We start from the raw sequence: 19,702 nt of genomic DNA, 5'->3' as shown, positions 1-19,702 counted from the left end.
CAGAAAGAATGTTGCTTAATCCCGGACGAGCGGTACTCAGAAGCGCAGGTTGCGCAGTGGCTTGCGTCCCACTGCACGCCATTGAACTAGCGTTCATTTGCAGGCGATTTCGCCGTCGCCGAAAGCCGCAAAGTCATCCGGTGAGGATGACGTAATTTAGCCGATCGGCACAGAAGGTTGCGGTAATCGCTTCGAACAATTCGGAGTTACATATACTGTCACCTGAACTCAGTCACCTGATTCAAAATCATATCCATAAAACTTCACACCGACGCTGATGCCGGCCCACAAGACTCTCTTCCTTCGATGTCCAGCGGCGTCTACTGAAAGGTGTCATCGCTGCGTTTCTATTTCCACCGATACGTCTTTAACCGTATATGTAGATATAGCCTTCGGGTCTGCATCCTCCTGGCTGAATAGCGCTAGGTTGATCCCGTCGCTAACGGAGCTTCGGTAGATAACTCCGTCGTATAGGCATTTTTTTATGAATTCGCAAAAGTACTGGCTGGGTATGTAGTCGATAGCGGAGCTACTGGGCAAAACCGGCCGGGTAAGCTCTTGACCCAAGCACTCTAAAAAAGGGATATCCGCTAGTAATTGGCCGATTAGTTCTGGTTCGTCAAGGAGGAACGGCGAAACGCTTTTACGCGGTTCACGGAAGTCGGCCAGCTTAAGCCCGTCATTGAGTTCGAACTCGGCGACCCGAACGAGTTCGCCGGTATGGGGTCTTATTTCTGCAACCGCTGTATTCGGTCTGGACCCCAAGTAGAGATAGGGGATGCCTGGCGGGTTTGCCCGTCCATAAGAAGCCAAGTGCTTCGGAGGTGCGCCCATCTCCTCGATGCCAAATGGCGTTTGAGAGCCGATGAGGCGCGCTCTAAACCACCGTGGTTGTATGTCTCGCGCTATTAAATGCGTAAGAATGCCTTGTAGTCTCGCATCATCGAATGGAACATCCATGAACCATCGGTTTTGGTGCAGCATCTCGAAGCGCAAGACGTGCCAATCTCCAAGCCCTTGGCTATGGTACATAGGCGACGGACTAAAGCGTTGCCGTACGATGTCACCGTCGTCGAGTATTTCGGCTAATAGTTCATTGGAATGAGCACGATCCATCACGTCGTGGTCGAAAAGACGCCAGTCAGATTTGAGGTAGTCGACGAGTGGTTCGCCATTGGGGTCGTACTCATAGATGGCGATGAGCGACTCAAAATAATTTGATAACTTGAAAGGCTCGATGAGAGGCACGTTTGATGAGCCGCAAAAACAGCAGTCGCCCCGAGTAGCGCCTAAAAAAGGGAAAATCTGAATTTCCAGCTGGGCGTCACCGATGCATCCTGGGCAGCAATAGAGTTGCATTACGCTACTGTAGGTAGGTTGCTAAAGTCTGTATGTGATGATTCATCGACAGCTTTTTCACGTAGCCTAGACCGGGGAAATGGGCTCGCGCGTGGAGTTCTCGAAACTCTCGGATCGCAGGTGTTTCAATGAGTTTTGAATCACCGTTGCCTAACGCATGGATAAGTTTGTCCAATGCCTCTTTAAACTTGCCAGCCGGGTCAGTCGGTGTGTCTTGAGTATCAGATTTAAAGTGATGGATGAACATCTGGTCATCCTGCTCGGTGTCGATGAACGTCAAATGGATCGCAATCGCATATGCGGGCCCCCCACCTTCCACGTAGTCATCGCCGACTATTAAAAAATCACCAAAACCATCCATGTTTTCGTAACGATAGGTGACATGTAGATCGGAAAAGTGTTCTGTCGGAGGGTGGTCTGCGTTGCGGCGTCGTTTGAAGCCATCCCGCAGGAGGATGCGTTCGCCAGTTGGGAAATACCGCTGGTACAGTTTTCCGTGCTCCTCGAAAAAGATATGGCGGTTAATTCTGGGCTCATTTCGACACGCCTCTGAGAGTAATCGTCCTTCGGTAAATCCGGCATGGATTAAAGTGACATTGTGGCGTGGTACTGCTTCCAGCCAAGTAATTACTTCGTCGACGGACATCTCTTCCTTCAAGAGAAGACCAGGCACGATTCCATCGTACTGATCCTGAGCGTTTAATGAAGCGACGATCTCATTTCCGCCCTCGTGGTGATGTCCATAGCGCGGGTTTATTACGACAATTGCATCACCACCAGCTTCTCGAACGGTCGAAAGCGCCCGGTCTAAAGTATCCAGCTTCTCTTTTACTGGTTCGATAATCGGTGTAAAACCGGCGTCGGCAAGTAACGAAGCGTTTTCGCGTATCGTTATAAGCTCGTATTGCTTACCTCGTACGTAGGGGTAATACATTATTTTCTGTCCCAATTTTTCGCGACGGCGAGCGGTGTCATTACTGCCTCAAGTAGTCGCGCATAGTTCTGCTGTTTTATTGGAGTCGTAAGCGCGGCTGCGTGGAGAGATCGCGGTAAATTGTCGAGCACATGCGAAAAATTCGCTTGTTTGCGAGTATCGCGGAGCGTGCGAACGACAGCGCCATGTAGCGTTTCAGGATCGAGATCAGCGAAAAGCGAGCGCAGAACCTGGCGCTTCTTCGTATTAGGAACCGCAGGTACTTCAATACCCAGCCGTTGCAGTATCTTCGTCGCTTCTACGGATTGAAGAGAATCGAAAATGCTGGTCGGCGATATTCGCCATGGTGCGATCGCTCCCTCGCGCACAACCTGGATGCGAAAACGATCCGATAAATTCAGCAGGCCGACATCGTCCGGTATCACAGTTAGAATCTGGTCGAGATGCTTATTGCACGCAATTACGTTAACCGAGGCAAAGACCTTTCTATATTCGTCGACCTGGGCCGCGAGTCGGTTTAGCGAGTCACGCTCCGATTTAATCTCATAAACTGTAGCAGTGCCATTCAGAATTACTAAGTCCGCTCGGCAGCTACCGGTTCGGAACTCCGTGAGCATTGCAGCCGTGTTTAAAGAGTGGCGCCCGAGCAACACTTTTTGCGTCAACGCCGATCGGTAGACGTACTCGTCACGGTCGCCCGATCGCTTCAGTGACTCGAAGGCAATATCGAATCCATCTGCGACAGTTTTATTGGGTGGGCTTTCTAGGTCTGCCAATTTTAATAGGCGAGCGAAAGCCTTAGATTGACCGCGGACAGAAAGCTCGCGGAACACCGTCGCTGAAAACAGACGCGACAACGCTGCCAGCTTCTCAGATCCGGGTTTTGGTGAGCGAGTACGTGGCAAGGATGTTCCGATCCGCTAGAGCCCATAGGCGATGGTGTGCGATATCTCGCTACTAAGCAACGATTTAGCAGCTCCATATAGGGACTGAAACCCCTAAATAACTGCGTCCTGTAACTCTCAGCGTTTTCGATGCGGTACTGATTGATATCAGGGGTACCGAATACAGCTGTTTAATGGCCGCTTTGGGTCGTGAGCCGACTGAACTCAGGAAAACGACTAAGAACGCAACCTCCACGACGGTCGATTAATATAAGGTGCGCGTTCCAATTGGCTTTCATTCGCGAACGATCTCACCTTTGCCCAACCCCCGCCTAAAGCCGCCTTAACCGCCACATGAAATAGCTGCCGCCAATGAGGGTGGCGACGATGCCGGCGGGGATTTCGCTGGGGAACAGCAGCATGCGGCCGATCCAGTCGGCCATGACCATGACCAGGGCGCCGAGTACGGCGGCGCCTGCGAGCTGGTGGCGGGCGCGGGCGAGGCCCATGATGCGCACGAGGTTGGGGGCGAGCAGGCCGATGAAGCTCAGCGGGCCGACCACGAGCGTGGCGCCGGCTGTGAGCAATGCGACCAGTACCAGCAGCAGCAGGCGGCTGATGCCGACGTTCACGCCCAGCGAGCGGGCGGTGGGCATGCCCAGCGGCAGCAGATCGAGCCAGACCTGCAGGGGCCGGATTACCGCAAACAAGAGCACGCCGAGCACGGCGACCGTCAATGCCAGCGGCAGTTCGACGTAATAGGTGGTGCCCGACATCCAGGCCAGCAGCTGTTGCGTGCGCGGGTCGCCGCCGGCGAGCACGATCTTGGCGACGGCATCGAAGAGAAACAGCACGCTGATGCCGGTGAGCAGTACGCGTTCGGGTTCGTAGTCGCTGCGGGCGTTGAGCCCGACAAGCACGGCCAGCGATGCCAGCGCCCCGAGCATGCCGGCCAGCAGCAGCACCGGCACGCCGGCGCCGGGCATGAGCAGTACCACCGCCAGCACGCCCAGGCCGGTGCCGGCACTGATGCCCAGCACTTCCGGGCTGGCCATGGCATTGCCGGAAACGCGCTGAATGACCGTACCGGCCACGGCCAGCATGGCCCCGGCCGCGCCGGCGGCCAATACGCGGGGTACACGCCACAGCCCGGTTTCGTCCCAGGGCCGGGTAAACGGCCAGTCCCAGCCGTCGGCGCCCTGCCCGACTAAAAGCGCAACGATCACAGCCGCAACCAGCGCAATGGCGAGCATGGCCACCAGCCGGCCGGGCGTCTCGCTGCGCGGGGCCGGCGTCGGCGGCGAGCCGGGCTCGCGGGCCAGATTCAGACGCGGGATGAGCCATAGCAGCAACGGCGCGCCGAGTGCCGCCGTGGTCGCGCCCGTGGGGATGAGCATGGACGAATGCAGCGTGACCAGTTCCAGCACCTGGTCGGTGACCGCCAACAGCAGGCCGCCGAATATCGGTGCCCAGATCAGCCGGCTCGCCAGTCGACGCGCACCGGCCAGGCGCACGATGGACGGCGCGGCCAGGCCGATAAAGCCGACGATGCCCAGCTCGACGATCACCACGGAGCTGGCAAACACGCCCAGGCCCAGGCTCGCCGCGCGCAGCCAGGCCAGCGAAATACCCAGATTCTTTGCGTTGGTATCGTCGAGATCCAGCAGCGCCAGCGCGCGTGACAAGGCCACTGCAGCCACCCCGGCCAGCGCTAGCCGCGGCAGCAGATAGAGCACGCCGTCCCAATTGTTCTGGGCAAGCGAACCCGCGCCCCATATCATCATGCCGCGCAGCGCTTCTTCGTTGAACAGCAGCAGCACGACGGCGAGCGCGCCGAAATAGAGATTGACCACCAGCCCGGCGAGCACCACCACCGTAGGGGCGAGGTTGCGTCGCCAGGCGAGCGCGAAAACCAGCGCCATGGCCCCGGCGCCGCCGGCAAAGCCGACCAGCCCGCGGGCATGCACCATGAGCGCGGGCGCGAACAGCGTGCCCACCAGCAACGCCAGATGTACGCCGCCGACCACGCCCAGGGTGGTGGGGGCGGCCAGCGGGTTACGCAGGGTCTGTTGGAACAGCACGCCGGCCAGGGCCAACCCGGCGCCGCCGACCAGCGCCGCCGTCACGCGCGGCAACCAGTTATAGCGGGCCAACACGCCCGCGATATCGTTGCTGTCGGCCCAGAGTGCGGCGATGCCTGCCGCAGAATTTTCGTGCAGCACGAACGCCGCGAGCACCGCCAGCAGCAGCGCGAAGCCACCGCACAGACGCGCCGGTGTGACCCACGGCGTGATCATGAAGCGGCCCCGCCCGCGCTGCAGTCCTGGCCCAGCGCGTCCACCAAGAGGCGGGCAAAGCGGCTGGCCGAGGGCAGCCCGCCAAAGCCCCAGACCGGCCGCACGTAGAGCACCGGGGCGTTGTTCACGGCCGGCAGGTGATGCCAGAGCACGCTGGTGTCGATTTCTTCGGCCACGCCGACCGGTAACGGTTTGACCACCACCATGCGTGCGTTATCGATCGACGCCAGCCGCTCGAGCGGCACCGTGGCAAAGCCCCAGTAGGTGCCGCCGGCCTGCCAGGCATTGGCGATACCCATGCGTTCGAGCACGCTGCCGATCAGGCTGTCTTCGGTATACACCCGCACATGCCGGGCATCGATGAACTGCACCACGAGCAGCGGCTTGGCGTGCTCGGGGACCTGGGCCGTGCAGGCCTCGATACGCGCCTGTGTATCGTTAACAAGCGCCTCGGCTGCCGCCTCACGGCCGACCAGCGCCCCCAGGCGGCGCGTGGATTCGACGGTTCGATCCCAGACCGCGCCATTGCCGTCGTAGATATCGATCGTCTCCACCGGCGCGATGGGAGCCACGCGCTCGCGCAGGCCGGCATACATGGAGGTGATCGTGATGACGTCGATATCCAGCTGCGACAACAGCTCCATGTTGGGCTGCACGCGCAGGCCCAGATCGCGCACGCCGTCAGGGACCTCGGGCGCGGCTACCCACTCGTTGTACGCCGGGATCTGCGACATGGCCACCGGCGGCGCGCCGATGGCGATCAGGGTCTGGGCCTGCCCCCAGTCGATGGCGGCCACCCGCGGTGCGTCGTTCGCCTGGGCAAAGCCGCGCACGGCACAAAAAAACAAGGCCAGCCCGAGCAGCCAGCCTATGCAGATCGTGTGCCGTGGCACCACGGCACCAACGGCACGACCGCGCCGCTTCACTGGACGACGGCGATGGGGTGGTTGTCGGCCGGGTGCTCCATCACGCGCATGCGCACGCCGTAGATGGCTTCGAGCGTTTGATCGCACATGAGCTCGCGCGGCTCGCCCTGGGCGAGCAGCTTGCCGCCGCGCAGGGCCACCAGCTGATCGCAGTAGCGCGAGACCATGTTGACGTCGTGCAACACGATAATCACGCCGATGCCGAGCGTGGTGGCCAGTTCGCGAATGAGCGCGAGCGTATCGACCTGATGAGCAATATCCAGCGCCGAGAGGGGTTCGTCGAGCAACAGGAAGCGGCTGCCCTGGGCGAGCAGCATGGCCAGCCATACGCGCTGGCGCTCGCCGCCAGAGAGCGTATCTACCATGCGCTCGGCCATAGCCTCGATATGGGTTAGTTCCATGGCTCGCGCTACGGCACGCTTGTCTTCACGGGTCATGCGCCCGAGCAGCCCTTGCCAGGGATAGCGCCCAAACGACACCAGCTCGCGCACGGTCAGGCTCGTCGCGGCCGGCAGTTGCTGGGGCAAATACGCCACTTCGCGGGCGAATTCACGATCGCCCCACTCGCCTACCGCACGGCCGTTCAAGCTCACCTGGCCAAAGCTCGCGTTCTGCTGGCGGGCGAGCAGCTTGAGCAGCGTGGATTTGCCGGAGCCGTTGTGCCCGATCAAGCCATAGACCAGTCCCTGCGTAAAACGCAGATCGGTGGCTTCGAGAAGACAGCGTCCATTGACCTCGAAGCGTGCGGCATTGAGTTCGAACATGACCTTCTCCGCGGCGTTCGCTGTCGGCATGCGCCGCGCGGTGATTCGGCAGGTGCCCGAGAATAAGCTAAATACGAATGCTTATCAAAAAGATGAAAGACATGCCGGTTGTGCAAGCATCGTACAATCGTCGTACGCACCTACGACGACACAGACGGCGAATATGACGATCATCGACAAACTTCGTCAGTGGTTCGAGCGGCACGGCGGTTCGATAGCGCACCAGAACGCGAATCGATCCACGCGCTCATCGCCCGCAAGCGATACGCCAGTGGACGTCGTCGACCTGGGCAGCGCGTTCGATGCCTATCAGGCCGGCGCGCGCTTTATCGATGTCCGCGAACCAAACGAATGGACCGAAGGCCATATTGCGGGCGCGGTTCATCATCCAGTCGATGCACTGGAAACGCATCCGGAAGTCAGTGTCGCCCGCGATACCCCGGTGGTGACCTATTGCGCCGCCGGACTGCGTGCAGCACGGGGCGCGGCTGCGCTTGCCGCCAACGGCTATAGCAATGTGAAGGCGCTGCAATCCGGCTATGCCGACTGGCACGCCGCCGGCTATCCCGTGGAGCATCCAGACGCCGACCAGGCCGGGTGAAAACGCCGCCCCGAGTTGTACTCGTGGGCGGCGGGCATGCCCATCTGCATGTTGCCGCCCACGCAGGCGAAATCCGCGCCGCCGGTGCCCGGGTCACGCTCGTCGATACCGGCATGTTCTGGTACTCGGGCCGAGCCACCGGCATGCTCGGCGGCCGGTTTGCAGCAGAAGACGATCAGATCGATGCGCGTGCGGTCATCGAAACGCACGGCGGTACGTTCGTGTCCGGTCAGGTGCAGTCCGTGGATCGCGCCCAACAGCGCGTGTATCTGGCCGACGGGCAAACACTCGACTACGACTGGCTGTCGTTCAACGTCGGCAGCGGCGTGGCGAGCGAGGCGATCACCGGCTGCACGACCGAGACGAACTGCTGGCCGGTCAAGCCGATCGCCAATCTCGATCGCCTGCGCGCCACGCTGAGCCGCGCGTTCGCCGCCGGCGAGTTGCCGGCCGTGGCCGTCATCGGCGGCGGTAATACCGGCTGTGAAATCGCCGCCAATATCGCTGCGCTGGCGCGACGCCATGCGCCCTCTCACGCCCGGCCAGCCATCCGCCTGCTGCAAGGCAGCGATACCCTGGCCCCATCGCTGCCAACCGGGGCGCAGACACGGCTTGCCGAGAAACTGACCGCCCTGGGCATCGAGATTCAGTACAACCGACGCGTGACCGAGCGCCGCGATGGCGAGCTGCTCTGCGATGACGGCCAGCGTATCGGTGCAGATCATGTAATCGTCGCGACAGGGCTGCTTGCACCGCCATGGCTGGGTGATCTCGGCCTGGCTTTCGATGATGGCCTCGTTGTGGACGACACATTGCGCAGCGTCGACGATCCGCACGTCTTCGCCGTGGGCGACTGTGCCCATATCAATGGTCACGACCTCGCACGCCTGGGCGTATTCGGCGTGCGCCAGGCGCCGGTGCTGCGGTCCAATCTCCTCGCGAGTCTGAAAGGCGACGCGTTGGCCCGCTACGAGCCGCAGTCGAAATGGCTGTCGATTCTCGATCTCGGCGATGGCACGGGCCTGGCCACCCGCGGCCAACGCTGGTGGCTGGGGCGCACGAGCGTCTGGCTCAAGCATTGGCTCGACCGCCGCTTTATCGAGAGCTATCGGGTTTGATGACGCGCGCGGTTGCGCAGCGCGGCGTTGCGCCAGCGAATGCTGCGCCGCGTCAACCAAAGCAGCGCAAAGCCAGCGAAGCGCCTGCGTTTGCGTATTACAGGCGCTAGACGAACCCAACCGCAGCATACGCTGGCGTACGTGCATTGACGCGCACCGTACGGACGCCGATATTGAGCGTTTTGCGCATCGGCACCTGTGTTATGCATAGATTCGTGATTGCCGCTGCCATCGGGAGAGACACGTTGCCCAGTCGAGACCTCATCCACCGTCGAGGCCGCCGCTGATGGCCGCCGTGATCGATGCCATCGAATACATGCTGCCGGCTCGCACCGAGTCGATCGAAGAAATCGCTGCGCGCTTTCCCAACTGGCCGCTGGAAAAAATCGCGGAAAAAACCGGAATCCGCGCGCGTCATGTTGCCTCGGACGACGAATGCGCATCGGATTTCGGCGTCATTGCCGCGCGTGATCTGCTCGAACGCACGGGCACCGATGTCGGCGATATCGATTACCTGATCTTCTGTACCCAGAGTCCGGACTATCTCGCGCCCACAACAGCCTGTCTCGTCCAGGAACGACTCGGCCTCGGCACCCATATCGGTGCGCTGGATATCAATCTGGGATGCTCGGGCTATATCTATGCGCTGGGCGTTGCCAAGGCGCTGATCGAAACCGGCCAGTCGAAGAAACTGCTGCTGATCACCGCCGACACCTACAGCAAGTTCGTCAATCCCGGCGACAAAAGCGTGCGTGCGCTGTTCGGTGATGCCGCGGCGGCCACGCTCATGAGTGCGCGCGACGGTGATGAAGCCATCGGCCCGTTCGTCTACGGCACCGACGGCTCCGGCGCTCAGGATCTGATCGTGCCCAACAGCGGCCTGCGCAACCGGGCCGTCGATCGCCCGGTGGAGGAATACACCGACCGCCACGGCAATACCCGCAGCGACCACAACATCTACATGAACGGCCGTGCGGTGATCGAGTTCACCCTGCGCGAAGTGCCCAAAGCCATCGACGCGCTGTGCGAAAAGGCCGGCGTGAGCCTCGACGAGATCGACGCGGTCGTACCTCATCAGGCCAGCGCGACCGTACTCGAAGGCATTCGCAAGAAGCTCGACCTGCCGCCCGAGCGGTTCGTGGTATGCATGGAAGACATCGGTAACACCGTCTCCTGCAGCATTCCGATTGCGGTTAAACGCGCTGCTGCCAAAGGCCAGATCAAACCCGGTGCCCTGTTGTTGCTGGTCGGCTTCGGTGTGGGCCTGTCCTGGGGCGCCACGCTCGTGCGTTTGCCCGAGGACTTCGCCGCGGCCTGATCCACGTGCTGTCGAACCGCTGGCGTTGCTAGGACATGAGCCAGCTCGTTGCCGGCCCGGCGAGTCCGAAGGCGACGATACCCGCGACCACGGCCAGGCCCACGCTATGGCGCCAGCGTAGAACCGCCGCCGTTGCCAGCGCGCCTACGCCGTAGCTCAGCAGCGTTTGCCGCGAAGAGCTCTCCAGCACCGGCCGCGCGACGCTCGCCACCGCCAGGGCAACCAGCAACGCCGGGCCCGCGATACGGATTGCCGGGTGGTCGCCCGAGAGTAGCTTGAGCAGACGGCTGCGCGGCGAGAGCAGAAACGGCAGCACACGACTGAACGCGGTCACCCCGGCCATGGCGGCAATCGCGATGAACAGCGATCCGTCGTTCATGACGCCGCCGAGCGATGGCGCCAGGCCGCAACCGCGACGGCGGCTGCAACGCCGGCCGCCATAGCCAGCGCAATGTTACCGACCCAGACGGCTCCAAGCGCGGCCCCCGCACCCGCCAGCAGCGGCGCCGCCGTCTCGCGGTTGAGATTGTCCAGCGACAGGGCCAGAAACAGTGCCGGCAGGGCAAAATCCAGGGCATGAGTGAGCGCCGGCGCGGCGTGGCTGATCACGGTGCCCAGCACGGCCCCCAGGGCCGTACCGGCGACCCAGGAAAGATAAGCCGCCGCGGCCAGACCGGCGAGCCATGCAGTCAACTGTCGGCCCGGCCGGGCATCACGCTGCGTAAGCGCGGTGGCGAACACCTCGTCGGTCAAGCCCATGGCCAGGGGGACGCGTGCCGTCAGCCGGGCCGGGAAGATACGGCGCAGGAACGCGCCGTAGACGATATGCCGCGAATCGATTAACGCACAAAGAGCCACCACATACGGCCACGGCGTGGCATCGTGCAGCGCGGCAAGCAGGATGAACTGGGTGCCGCCGGCAAAGATCGCGGCCGAGAACAGCAGCGGCACATAGAAGGGGTAGCCAAAGCTCGTGGCCACGGCGCCGAAAGTGATCGCTACCGGTATGTAGCCAAGACAGATCGGCCCCGCAGACTGCAGGCCGCGCAAGAGACCGCGGCGCCGGCTCATGTCGGGCGTACGCCGGGATAGACGACCGATACGAGCGCTGCGGCTTCTGCGTTGCCAGCTTCGTAGCGGTGTGGCTGATCCGCGGCAAACGTCCACGCATCGCCTGCGTGTAGCCGGGCACGATCGGCCGGCGTTGCCACCGTCAGCGTGCCCCGAAGCACCAGGACATGCTCGCTCACGCCGGCAGCATGGGCGTTGGCCTGACGCGAGCCGCCGGCTTCGAAGCGCATACGAAAGGTCTCGATCTTACGCTCGGCGTCTTCGCGATCGATAAACACCACCGAAACCCCGGCGGCCACCGACGCCTGTGGCGCGGCATGCCCCACCAGCTCGCCATAGCCGACGTCGAGCACCTGGGCGAGCTGCCATATCGTCTCGATGGTTGGGTTGCCCTGGCCACGCTCTAGATTCGACAGCGTGGACTTGCCGATACCGGTCAGCGCCGACAGGTCGACCAGCGTCATGCCGCGGGCGGTTCGAAACGACTTGATGCGTTGCGCGAACGCACGGTGCAGGTCCTGTGGGGTGGCGTTATCCATCGCGAGGCAATTCTTGGCTCGATTTCCATTATATTGGAAATCGTGATCGGCCTGCAAAGACTGGCCGCCAGCAGGCGAAGCAAACCGCCGTTGCAACTGCCAGCCCGTAACGCCGGCGTGGCTTAGCCGGCCGCGCGGTACTCGGTGCGCACGGGCGCCACTTCGGCCCAACAGGCGGCCAGGCTTTCGGCGCTATCGGCGCTGCTGCCACGAATATCGCGCGGGTCGTCCACGCCTGCGGCCTCCTGTGCACGCACGGCATGGAACTGGCCATTGGCCGCACGCAGTATCCAGCCGCTGTCGTCACAGGCATCGCTGACCAGAAATACGGCGCCGGGAGCGACGCTGTCCGGGGTGAGTTCGGTCGGCGGCTCGGTCACGCCCCACATACGGGTCTTGGCGACCGGCGAAATCGCGTTTACGCGAATATCATGGGCCGCGCCTTCCAGCGCCAGCGCATGCATCAGCCCGACGGCCGCCATTTTGGTGGCCGCATAGGCCGCAAGACCTGCCTGGGCATACTGCGGATAGAGCGCACGGTCGGAGGTGGTAAGCAGAATACGGCCATAGCCGTGCTCCACCATCGCCGGCCACGCGGCCTGGGCGAGCCAGGCCGGCGCGTTCAGATGAATGGCCGTGGCACGCTCGAGAAACGCCGGTGTGAGCGCTTCGATGGCCTCGTAGCCCACCCAGCCGGCGTTGTGGATCACGATATCCAGCCGGCCGTGGTCGGCGACGATGCGATCGACCAGCTGTCGACAGCCGTCGCGCGTTTCGATCGCGTCGCTTGCGGGTTCGGCCGAATAGCCGTCGTGCCAGATAAGGCGGGCTGCCTCGTTGGCGACTTCCGCATCACGACCGGTACCGTCGCTGCCCGTGCCGCCGTCGTGCACGATTACATGCGCGCCGCGCTCGGCCAGCGCCCGCGCATAGGCCAGGCCAATCCCCCGTCCGGCACCAGTGATCAGGGCAATACGGGCGTTGAAATCGAGCATATAAATCTCGTTCGCAAAATGAGCGAAAAAGATTAAGTTCAGCCCCGCGCCCCGGCTAATACCTTTCAGCCGCGCCGCTGATACCCGACATGTATCAGCGCTGGCTGTTCGCCACGCTCAGAAAATTCGTCACCACCGGCAAATCGCAATCCGCGCGTCGAGCCGCGGCGAGTTCGAATACGGCCGCCGGATCATCGAGGACACGGTAATGCACTTCGTTGCTGCGCACCGAGGCCATGCTGGCCGGCACGATCGCCACACCCGCCTCTGCTGCGACCAGCGAAATCACGCCATGAATCTGGCGGGCCTCCTGGACGATATCCGGCTCGAAGCCGGCGGCATGGCAAAGCTCAAGCGCTCGCCGGAAGAAACCGCGCCCTTCGTGCCCCGGCCAGAAAACGAACGCTTGCGACGCCAGATCGCGCACTGCGAAATCCGCTTCGGCTGCCAGGGGATGCGCAACCGGTACCGCGATCGCCAGCCGATCGCTATCGAAAGGCTGTAGTTGCAGGCCATCGTTCTCTGGCAGCGGCGGCAATACCACGGCCAGATCGATGGCTTCTTGCCGCAAGGCCCGAGTCTGCGCTGCGGTGGTTTCCTCCATCAGGTCAACGCGCACCCGCGGATACGCGCGCCGGAACGCGCGCACTGCAGCCGGTAGGCGACCGTACATTGCGCTGCCGACATAGCTCAGCCGCAGTCGCCCACTCTGGCCGGCCGCTGCCTCGCGGGCGGCCGGTGCACAGCGTTCGGCCTGGTCGAGCGTACGCCGCGCCTGATCGAGAAACGCCGCGCCAGCCACAGTCAAGCGATTCTCCCGCTGACCGCGCACGATGAGCTGTTCGCCGACGTGCGTTTCAATCCGCTTGATGGCCGCGCTCAAGGGTGGCTGCGACATATTCAGCCGACGCGCCGCGCGATGGAAATGCAGCTCCTCGGCCACCACGACGAACTGGCGCAGCTGGCGTAATTCAATCATCGAACAAACTGCCGATCGGCTTCGAAAGAATCAGCGTACACAAGCTCGACATCGGAGAAGCGGCCAACGGCGCACGCGAGTCGTCCCAGACCGGACCGGACCGGACCGGACCGGACCGGCGACACGCTATCGCGTTACAGCGATATCACCACTTTACCCACGGTACGCCCGCTTTCGATATGTTCGTGTGCGGCGGCCACATCTTCGAGCGCGAAGCGTTCGGAAATATGCGGCACCAGCGTACCGTCGCCCAGCATCGCAGCGATCTCGCGCATGTTTTCGCCGCTGGGGAAGACATGCATGAAATAGTTCACGAACAACCCCTTGCGCTCCGCGGCCTCGCGATCGCTGTCGATCAGTCCCACGGCAGATTGATGATGGTGCCGCCGTTGCGCATCACGCTCACCGAGCGTTGAAACTGCGGGCCGCCCTGGGTTTCGAGACAGAAATCGATATCGCCGGTTTCGTCGTCGAACTTCACCGCCTTGTAGTCGATATGCTCATCGGCACCCAGCGATTCGACGAACGCCTTGTTCTTCGACGACGACGTCGCGATGACATGCGCGCCGAGGTGTTTGGCCATCTGTACCGCGAAGTGGCCCACCCCGCCGCTGGCGGCATGAATGAGCACCCGGTCGCCTGCCTTGAGCTCGCCGAAGTGGGTGAACGCCTGCCAGGCTGTGAGCGCTGCGAGCGTACTCGCGGCCGCCGCGTCGTACGACACGCCGGCCGGAATGAGCGCCAGTTCATCAGCCGGCGCCGCGACGTATTGCGCATACCCGTTGGGCGGTTTCGGGAAAAGAATCATCCCGAAGACGTCGTCGCCTTCACTGAGATTCTGGACATTACGGCCTACCGCGACCACTTTACCCGCGATATCCCAGCCCAGAACCAACGGCAACGCATGTTCCAGCTGCGAGGCTAGCGCTTCGCCCTGGCGTGTTTTTACGTCGACGGGGTTCACGCTCACGGCCGCCGTTTTGATCAGGACATCATCCGGGCCACAGGTTGGCATGGGGCGATCGGCCAGCTGGAGGTTTCCCGCGGCACCAAATTCTTCGAAGGCAACGACTTTCATCAACAACTGCATCTATTTAACTGTGTGATGCAACTATATCGCAAGACGCTCGCCGCCCCATCGATATAAACCGTCCGTATCGACAACCGACCAATTCACCGCCGATCGTCTCATAGCTGCTGCCATGCCTCGGTATTCGATTTCTGGTTCGGTCAGGCAGCGCTTGCTCGTTGCGTACGGTGCTGTCGACCGTACAGAAACGCCATACGCCGGCGGCATCGAGACATCGCGCTACGCATGGGCCATCGTCTCGACATCGTGGGGCGTAGAGGGGTGCGCTGATGAACTCGTACCGAAGTCGTAACTAGCCGGATGGGCACGCCACGCGTTTAGTACACGGGCGCGGGGCCCATACGTCGTTTTTCAAAACAGCCGATCTGCTCAGCTGTGTTCGAGACCCGGGCCGCTAGCACCCACCGGATACGTGCGATACACGTATATTTCCCCACCGGAATTTCACGATATACCACCCCGGGTCGGCGCACTATATTGCGTGGCTATTCCGCGCCACGGAGCGCTGCCATGTGGCAATTCATCTCCGAACACGCGCCGGCGCTAACGGTCATCGTCACGGGAGTGACATTGATCGTCTGGACGGTTTACGGGCAGATCATGTCCGCAAATCAGAGTCGCCAGCTACAGACGCGGGTGTTCATCACGCAAGGTAACGGCTCGGGGCCGGACTCGACCTGCCTGCTCAGCAACATGGGCAAGGAGTTCGTCTTCCTACGCGGCGTGTTCGTCGACCTCTACAGCGCCGACGGTAATCAGTACACCGAACCCGTGGAAAAGGAATGGCAAGAGCAGCCCACGAGCTATACCACCGAAGACATCGGCCAGGGTCCTGTCGAAGCCAGCCAGCAACTCGCACTGGGACCATTCCGATGGCTGGTAGCCGAAGCGGCTCGAAAGGCCGGTTTGAACGGCAACGACAGTGACAACGCGCTCTGGGAGCAGATCGAGTCTTTCGGCATCACCGTGATCATCACCGCGGGGCCATACGAGCAAATCATTGGCGCTGAGCGCCGATTTTCTGTGGACGCGTCGAACGGCGAAGTACGGCCCGACCCGAAAGGAACCCGGCTGCGCGCAGCGCGGCGCGACGTGCGCTCACTCAAGCGCCAGCTCCGGGCGATGACCGAGGCCGGTGGTACGTCGAGCCCGTCGTAGGTCATTGCCGGGCCGGCAGCGAGCGGGCCTACGCGGCGTGGCCTTTCGGCACCGTAGCGAATACAACAACACCCGACTCAACTATCAAAGCGGGCTTGCAGCCCGGGCGGCAAAACGCAGAACGTAACTATGTGGGAATGGATCAACGACAACGCCCAGGCGCTGTCTTTCTTCGCCAGCGCCGGCACGCTGGGCGTGTGGCTTTTCTATGCGCATCTTCTGTATTCGGGCTTTCGGCGTCAGCGCCAGGCCCGAATACTGGTCACCCAGGGGTGGGGGCAACAGATCGACTCCGTATGCCTGATCAGCAATATGAGTCAGGAGCCGATCTATATTCACAGCATTACCATGACCATCCGCGCCTACGACACCGAATATACCGAGGCGATAACCGACTTCGACGAAGCGCAACCGCGCGATAGCGAGAGCCACCCTAAAGAGGTCACCCGCCAGGGACCGCTACGCGTGGGCGAACAGATGAACTTGGGGACCTTTCGTTCTCTGTTACGCCAGACCGCGAAACGCCACAAGGACTTAAGTGCCGATGAAAGCCAGCCTCTGCACAGCTTGGCGGTACGAAATTTCAAGGTTACGGTCGTTGCAAGCTACGGCCCCGAGGGCGGCCTGATCGGCGCGCAGCGCAAATTCCTGGTGCGCGGTGAAGAGAACCAACTCATGCGCCCGGTCGCCGTGAGCACGAAACGCATGACCAGGCGCCGTGCGCGTCAGAAGATGCAGAACTGGTTGGAGCAACAAATCAGTACGACGGAGCGCTGCACCGTCACCTCACGCGACAAAGCGACGAGGTCCACCGGCCGCTAACAGCCACGCGCCAGAACTCGCGCCTGCGTAGCCTCTTTCAACCGCCGTCCAGACCATATTTCTCGAGCCGATAGCGCAGCGCGCCGCGACTCAAACCCAGCTGGCGCGCGGCTTGCGAGACGTTGTGCTGTGTCTGGTGGAGCGTGCGCTCGATAAGATCACGTTCGCTATCAGCCAGCGTGGTATTGGCGGCGTTGTCAGTCGCGCGGTCAGTCGACTCGCGCTGCGCTGGCGCGGACAGGGCGGCCGGCAACTGCAGGTGAGTAGCTTCGACCACATGCTCGGCATGCACGAGCACAGCGCGTTCGACCACATGGCGTAGCTCGCGCACATTGCCGGGCCAGTGATAGGTGCGTATCGCCGCGCGCGCGTTCTCATCGATTGTCGGTACGGGCCGGTCGTAGCGCGCGGCGGTGTGGGCCACGAAATGTTCGGCCAGTGCGATGACATCGTCGCCGCGCTCGCGTAGCGGCGGCAGGTGCAGCGTAAGCACGTTGAGCCGGTAGTAGAGATCCTGCCGGAAGTCGCCGGTGGCCATCATCTCGGCCAGATCGCGATTGGTGGCAGCCACGAACCAGGCGCTAATATCGCGTTCGGTATCGCCACCGATCTCGCGCACCGTGCGCGACTCCAGCGCCGTCAACAGCTTGGCTTGCAAGGCCATCGGCAGTTCGCCGATTTCGTTGAGAAACGCAGTGCCGTCGCCGGCCGCGGCGAGCAGTCCGCGACGGGCACGATGGGCGTTGGTGAACGCCCCTTTCTCGTGGCCGAACAGCTCGGCTTCGACCAGGTCGCGTGGCAACGCTGCACAGTCGACCTGCACGAACGGGTTTTTCGCGCGCGTCGAACGCGCATGCAGCATGCGTGCGACGCGATCCTTGCCGGTGCCGGTTTCGCCGGTGAGCAGAACGTTCGGCGGCGCCTCACCTGCGGCCAGCGCCGCGATCCGATCGAGCTGCGCGTAGAGCGCGCGCATGGCCGGACTGTCGCCGACGAGCCCGGTGTCTTCCGGGGCAGCGGCGGCGTCATTCGCAACGCGCGTGGCCGGCGTTTCTCGTGCCAGCGCATCGGCCACCACGCGATGCAGCGCCTCAAGATCGAGCGGCTTCTTGAGGAAGTCGACAGCGCCCAGGCGCATGGCGGCGATCGCATCGTCGAGCTCGCCGAAGGCGGTCATCACGACGGCCGGTATGTTGGGGATTTCACCGCGCAGCCATTCGAGGAAATCCAGCCCGTAGCCGTCCGGCAGACGCAAATCCAATAGAGCCAGATCGGGCCTGCGGCGGCGCGCGGCCAGCTTGGCATTGGCAATATTCTCGCAAACCGCCACCGTGTAGCCGTCGCGGCGCAGGCGCCGGTCAAGCGCTCGGGCGAGCGCGCCTTCGTCTTCCAGCAGCAGGATATGGGCAGCGCTCATGACACGTCCTTCACTGTCAGGCTCACACGTACGCGTGTACCGCCGCCCGGGGCCGGTTGATATTCCAACGTGCCGCCGTGGGCCTGGATGACCTTGTAGGCGAATGGGATTCCCAGGCCGGTGCCGCGACGCTTGGTGGTTGGCAACGGCGCGCTCGAACGCGGATCGGGCACGACAGCCATGCCCGGGCCGGCGTCGACGATATCCAGCATCGCCTGATCTGCGTCCGACACAGCGGTGCGTACCGTGATCCGCGCCTGGGCGGGTGACGCCTCGAGCGCGTTGGCGAGCAGGCCGTGCAGGGCTTGTTCGAGCAGTGGTGCGTCGGCCTCGACCACCACCGGCGCGCGTTCGCGGACCAGTTCGATATCGTCTGCGGCGAGTCGGCCGCCGAGCGCAGCGATCGCGCCATCGACAATAGTGTCCAGTTGGCAAGGCGTGCGCTCAAGATCGAGCGGGTGCAGGTAGGACAACAGCGCGTCGAGCCAGCGTTCCAACCGGTCGGCGGCGTCCATGATGTCGGCGCCGGTTTCTTCGATATCGTCGACCGTGGCCTGGCGATCCAGCATCTGGGCGTTGGCCCGAATACCTGCCAGCGGATTGCGAATGTTGTGTGCAATCACGGGCACGAGCGCGCCAAGCGCGGCTTCGCGCTCGCTCTCGACCAGGGCGTGGCGTTTATGTTCGAGTTCGGCGGCCATGGCGTTGAGCGTATCGGCTAGATGGCGTACTTCAGCCACGCCCTGCGGGCGTAGCCGATAATCCAGCCGGCCGTGTGCAATTTCACGAGTGCCGGCCACCAGCCGCTCGAGCGGACGCAGAAACTCGCGCACGAACCGGCGGTTGAGCCAGAGCGCGAGCGCAATACCGAAAATCAACGGCAACCAGGCCAACCAAGGCGCCATCCGGTTCCACAGCCCCATGCGTTCGGCGAGCGCGTCGCGGCGCGCGGCGACTTGTTGGGTGAGACGGCTATAGGCGCTTTCGAAATCGCCGGTTTGCCAGGTATCGAATGCGGCCGCGCTGGCATCGCTGTCGGGGGCGGTGATCGCGCGGTTCATCGCCGCAAGGATCAGACCGTAGGCAGCTTCCATACGTGCAATGCTCGCCTGCTCGTCCGATGTGTCTGCAGCCCGGCGCATGCGGTAAAAGTGCTCGTCGATACGATACAGCCGTTGCCAGTAATCATCCCGCGGGCCGTCACCGCGGAGCGTATCCACCGTCTTGATCTGGCGGTAGAGATCGCCGCGCACCGCCTGCGCCTCGACCAGCAATTCATTGAAGCGTAGCGAGCGCTGATACCCCGATTGCCAGAAACTCGCCCACGCAACGCCACAGCCCGCGGCGGCCATCAAGACCAGCAGCAGGGCGAGCTGATAGCGTCGGATCAGGCGCTTGAGCGAATCGGCAGGGCGAAGGATCATCCCGCG

The 19,702-nt window shown here is 62.5% G+C and carries 20 protein-coding genes; 5 read left to right on the top strand and 15 right to left on the bottom strand.

Going from position 1 to position 19,702, the window contains the following annotated elements; all coding sequences use genetic code 11:
• Window positions 1–333 precede the first annotated feature (333 nt).
• The 6 genes from SSPSH_RS06890 to SSPSH_RS06865 form a co-directional block, all read right to left on the bottom strand.
• A complete protein-coding gene (locus SSPSH_RS06890; protein WP_021031528.1) occupies window positions 334–1,359 on the bottom strand; it encodes an RES family NAD+ phosphorylase in 1,026 nt (341 codons plus the stop codon).
• Between the two features lie 4 nt (window positions 1,360–1,363).
• A complete protein-coding gene (locus SSPSH_RS06885; protein ID WP_006912959.1) occupies window positions 1,364–2,293 on the bottom strand; it encodes a sce7725 family protein in 930 nt (309 codons plus the stop codon).
• Entirely contained in the window at window positions 2,293–3,198 is a 906-nt protein-coding gene (locus SSPSH_RS06880; RefSeq protein WP_021031527.1) for a sce7726 family protein, read from the bottom strand. The genes SSPSH_RS06885 and SSPSH_RS06880 overlap by 1 nt, the downstream gene beginning before the upstream one ends.
• Window positions 3,199–3,509: 311 nt before the next feature.
• A complete protein-coding gene (gene fhuB / locus SSPSH_RS06875) occupies window positions 3,510–5,474 on the bottom strand; it encodes a Fe(3+)-hydroxamate ABC transporter permease FhuB (protein ID WP_021031526.1) in 1,965 nt (654 codons plus the stop codon).
• Window positions 5,471–6,367 (bottom strand): ABC transporter substrate-binding protein, encoded by an 897-nt coding sequence (locus tag SSPSH_RS06870; RefSeq protein ID WP_161627814.1) that lies wholly within the window; start codon window positions 6,365–6,367, stop codon window positions 5,471–5,473. Before SSPSH_RS06870 ends, fhuB begins: the two co-directional genes overlap by 4 nt.
• A gap of 29 nt (window positions 6,368–6,396) precedes the next feature.
• The gene (locus SSPSH_RS06865; protein WP_006912955.1) at window positions 6,397–7,164 is read right to left on the bottom strand and encodes an ATP-binding cassette domain-containing protein; all 768 of its coding nucleotides are present in this window, start codon (window positions 7,162–7,164) and stop codon (window positions 6,397–6,399) included.
• Window positions 7,165–7,327: 163 nt separating this feature from the next.
• Between SSPSH_RS06865 and SSPSH_RS17840 the strand changes: the two genes are divergently transcribed.
• The 3 genes from SSPSH_RS17840 (at window position 7,328) to SSPSH_RS06850 (ending at window position 10,201) form a co-directional block, all read left to right on the top strand.
• A complete protein-coding gene (locus SSPSH_RS17840; protein ID WP_021031525.1) occupies window positions 7,328–7,765 on the top strand; it encodes a rhodanese-like domain-containing protein in 438 nt (145 codons plus the stop codon).
• 23 nt (window positions 7,766–7,788) lie between these two features.
• Complete coding sequence (locus SSPSH_RS06855; protein ID WP_006912953.1) at window positions 7,789–8,883, top strand: NAD(P)/FAD-dependent oxidoreductase; 1,095 nt, start codon at window positions 7,789–7,791, stop codon at window positions 8,881–8,883.
• A 286-nt stretch (window positions 8,884–9,169) separates the two neighbouring features.
• On the top strand, window positions 9,170–10,201 hold the full coding sequence (locus SSPSH_RS06850; protein ID WP_006912950.1) for a 3-oxoacyl-ACP synthase III family protein: 1,032 nt from the start codon (window positions 9,170–9,172) through the stop codon (window positions 10,199–10,201).
• Between the two features lie 28 nt (window positions 10,202–10,229).
• On the opposite strand, the gene SSPSH_RS06845 is transcribed toward SSPSH_RS06850, so the two are convergent.
• The 7 genes from SSPSH_RS06845 to SSPSH_RS06820 all read right to left on the bottom strand — a co-directional run bounded on the left by SSPSH_RS06845 (window position 10,230) and on the right by SSPSH_RS06820 (window position 14,863).
• Complete coding sequence (locus SSPSH_RS06845) at window positions 10,230–10,580, bottom strand: AzlD domain-containing protein (protein WP_006912949.1); 351 nt, start codon at window positions 10,578–10,580, stop codon at window positions 10,230–10,232.
• Window positions 10,577–11,272, bottom strand: coding sequence for an AzlC family ABC transporter permease (locus SSPSH_RS06840; protein WP_006912948.1), 696 nt, complete (start codon window positions 11,270–11,272; stop codon window positions 10,577–10,579). Before SSPSH_RS06840 ends, SSPSH_RS06845 begins: the two co-directional genes overlap by 4 nt.
• Window positions 11,269–11,811 carry a helix-turn-helix domain-containing protein gene (locus SSPSH_RS06835; RefSeq protein WP_006912947.1) on the bottom strand — a complete coding sequence of 181 codons (543 nt, stop codon included), beginning with the start codon at window positions 11,809–11,811 and terminating at the stop codon, window positions 11,269–11,271. Before SSPSH_RS06835 ends, SSPSH_RS06840 begins: the two co-directional genes overlap by 4 nt.
• Before the next feature lie 122 nt (window positions 11,812–11,933).
• Window positions 11,934–12,806: an SDR family NAD(P)-dependent oxidoreductase gene (locus SSPSH_RS06830; protein ID WP_006912946.1), complete on the bottom strand. Its 873-nt coding sequence runs from the start codon at window positions 12,804–12,806 to the stop codon at window positions 11,934–11,936.
• Window positions 12,807–12,900: 94 nt separating this feature from the next.
• A complete protein-coding gene (locus SSPSH_RS06825) occupies window positions 12,901–13,785 on the bottom strand; it encodes a LysR family transcriptional regulator (RefSeq protein WP_006912945.1) in 885 nt (294 codons plus the stop codon).
• Between the two features lie 134 nt (window positions 13,786–13,919).
• Complete coding sequence (locus SSPSH_RS19175; protein ID WP_006912944.1) at window positions 13,920–14,150, bottom strand: zinc-binding dehydrogenase; 231 nt, start codon at window positions 14,148–14,150, stop codon at window positions 13,920–13,922.
• Entirely contained in the window at window positions 14,141–14,863 is a 723-nt protein-coding gene (locus SSPSH_RS06820) for an NADP-dependent oxidoreductase (RefSeq protein ID WP_006912943.1), read from the bottom strand. The genes SSPSH_RS19175 and SSPSH_RS06820 overlap by 10 nt, the downstream gene beginning before the upstream one ends.
• Window positions 14,864–15,385: 522 nt before the next feature.
• On the opposite strand from SSPSH_RS06820, the gene SSPSH_RS06815 reads away from it, so the two are divergent.
• Both SSPSH_RS06815 and SSPSH_RS06810 read left to right on the top strand, forming a co-directional pair.
• Window positions 15,386–16,033: a hypothetical protein gene (locus SSPSH_RS06815; protein WP_006912942.1), complete on the top strand. Its 648-nt coding sequence runs from the start codon at window positions 15,386–15,388 to the stop codon at window positions 16,031–16,033.
• Window positions 16,034–16,162: 129 nt separating this feature from the next.
• Window positions 16,163–16,855 (top strand): hypothetical protein, encoded by a 693-nt coding sequence (locus SSPSH_RS06810; protein WP_006912941.1) that lies wholly within the window; start codon window positions 16,163–16,165, stop codon window positions 16,853–16,855.
• A 37-nt stretch (window positions 16,856–16,892) separates the two neighbouring features.
• Here the strand turns inward: SSPSH_RS06810 and SSPSH_RS06805 are convergent, their stop codons facing one another.
• Both SSPSH_RS06805 and SSPSH_RS06800 read right to left on the bottom strand, forming a co-directional pair.
• Window positions 16,893–18,272, bottom strand: coding sequence for a sigma-54-dependent transcriptional regulator (locus SSPSH_RS06805; RefSeq protein ID WP_006912940.1), 1,380 nt, complete (start codon window positions 18,270–18,272; stop codon window positions 16,893–16,895).
• Window positions 18,269–19,696, bottom strand: a complete 1,428-nt coding sequence (locus SSPSH_RS06800) for a sensor histidine kinase (RefSeq protein ID WP_006912939.1) — start codon at window positions 19,694–19,696, stop codon at window positions 18,269–18,271. The genes SSPSH_RS06805 and SSPSH_RS06800 overlap by 4 nt, the downstream gene beginning before the upstream one ends.
• Between the last annotated feature and the right edge of the window lie 6 nt (window positions 19,697–19,702).

The organism is Salinisphaera shabanensis E1L3A (assembly GCF_000215955.2).
Lineage (GTDB): Bacteria > Pseudomonadota > Gammaproteobacteria > Nevskiales > Salinisphaeraceae > Salinisphaera > Salinisphaera shabanensis.
The sequence above is the reverse complement of the archived record's forward strand: the minus strand, read 5'-3'. Positions and strand labels throughout refer to the sequence as shown.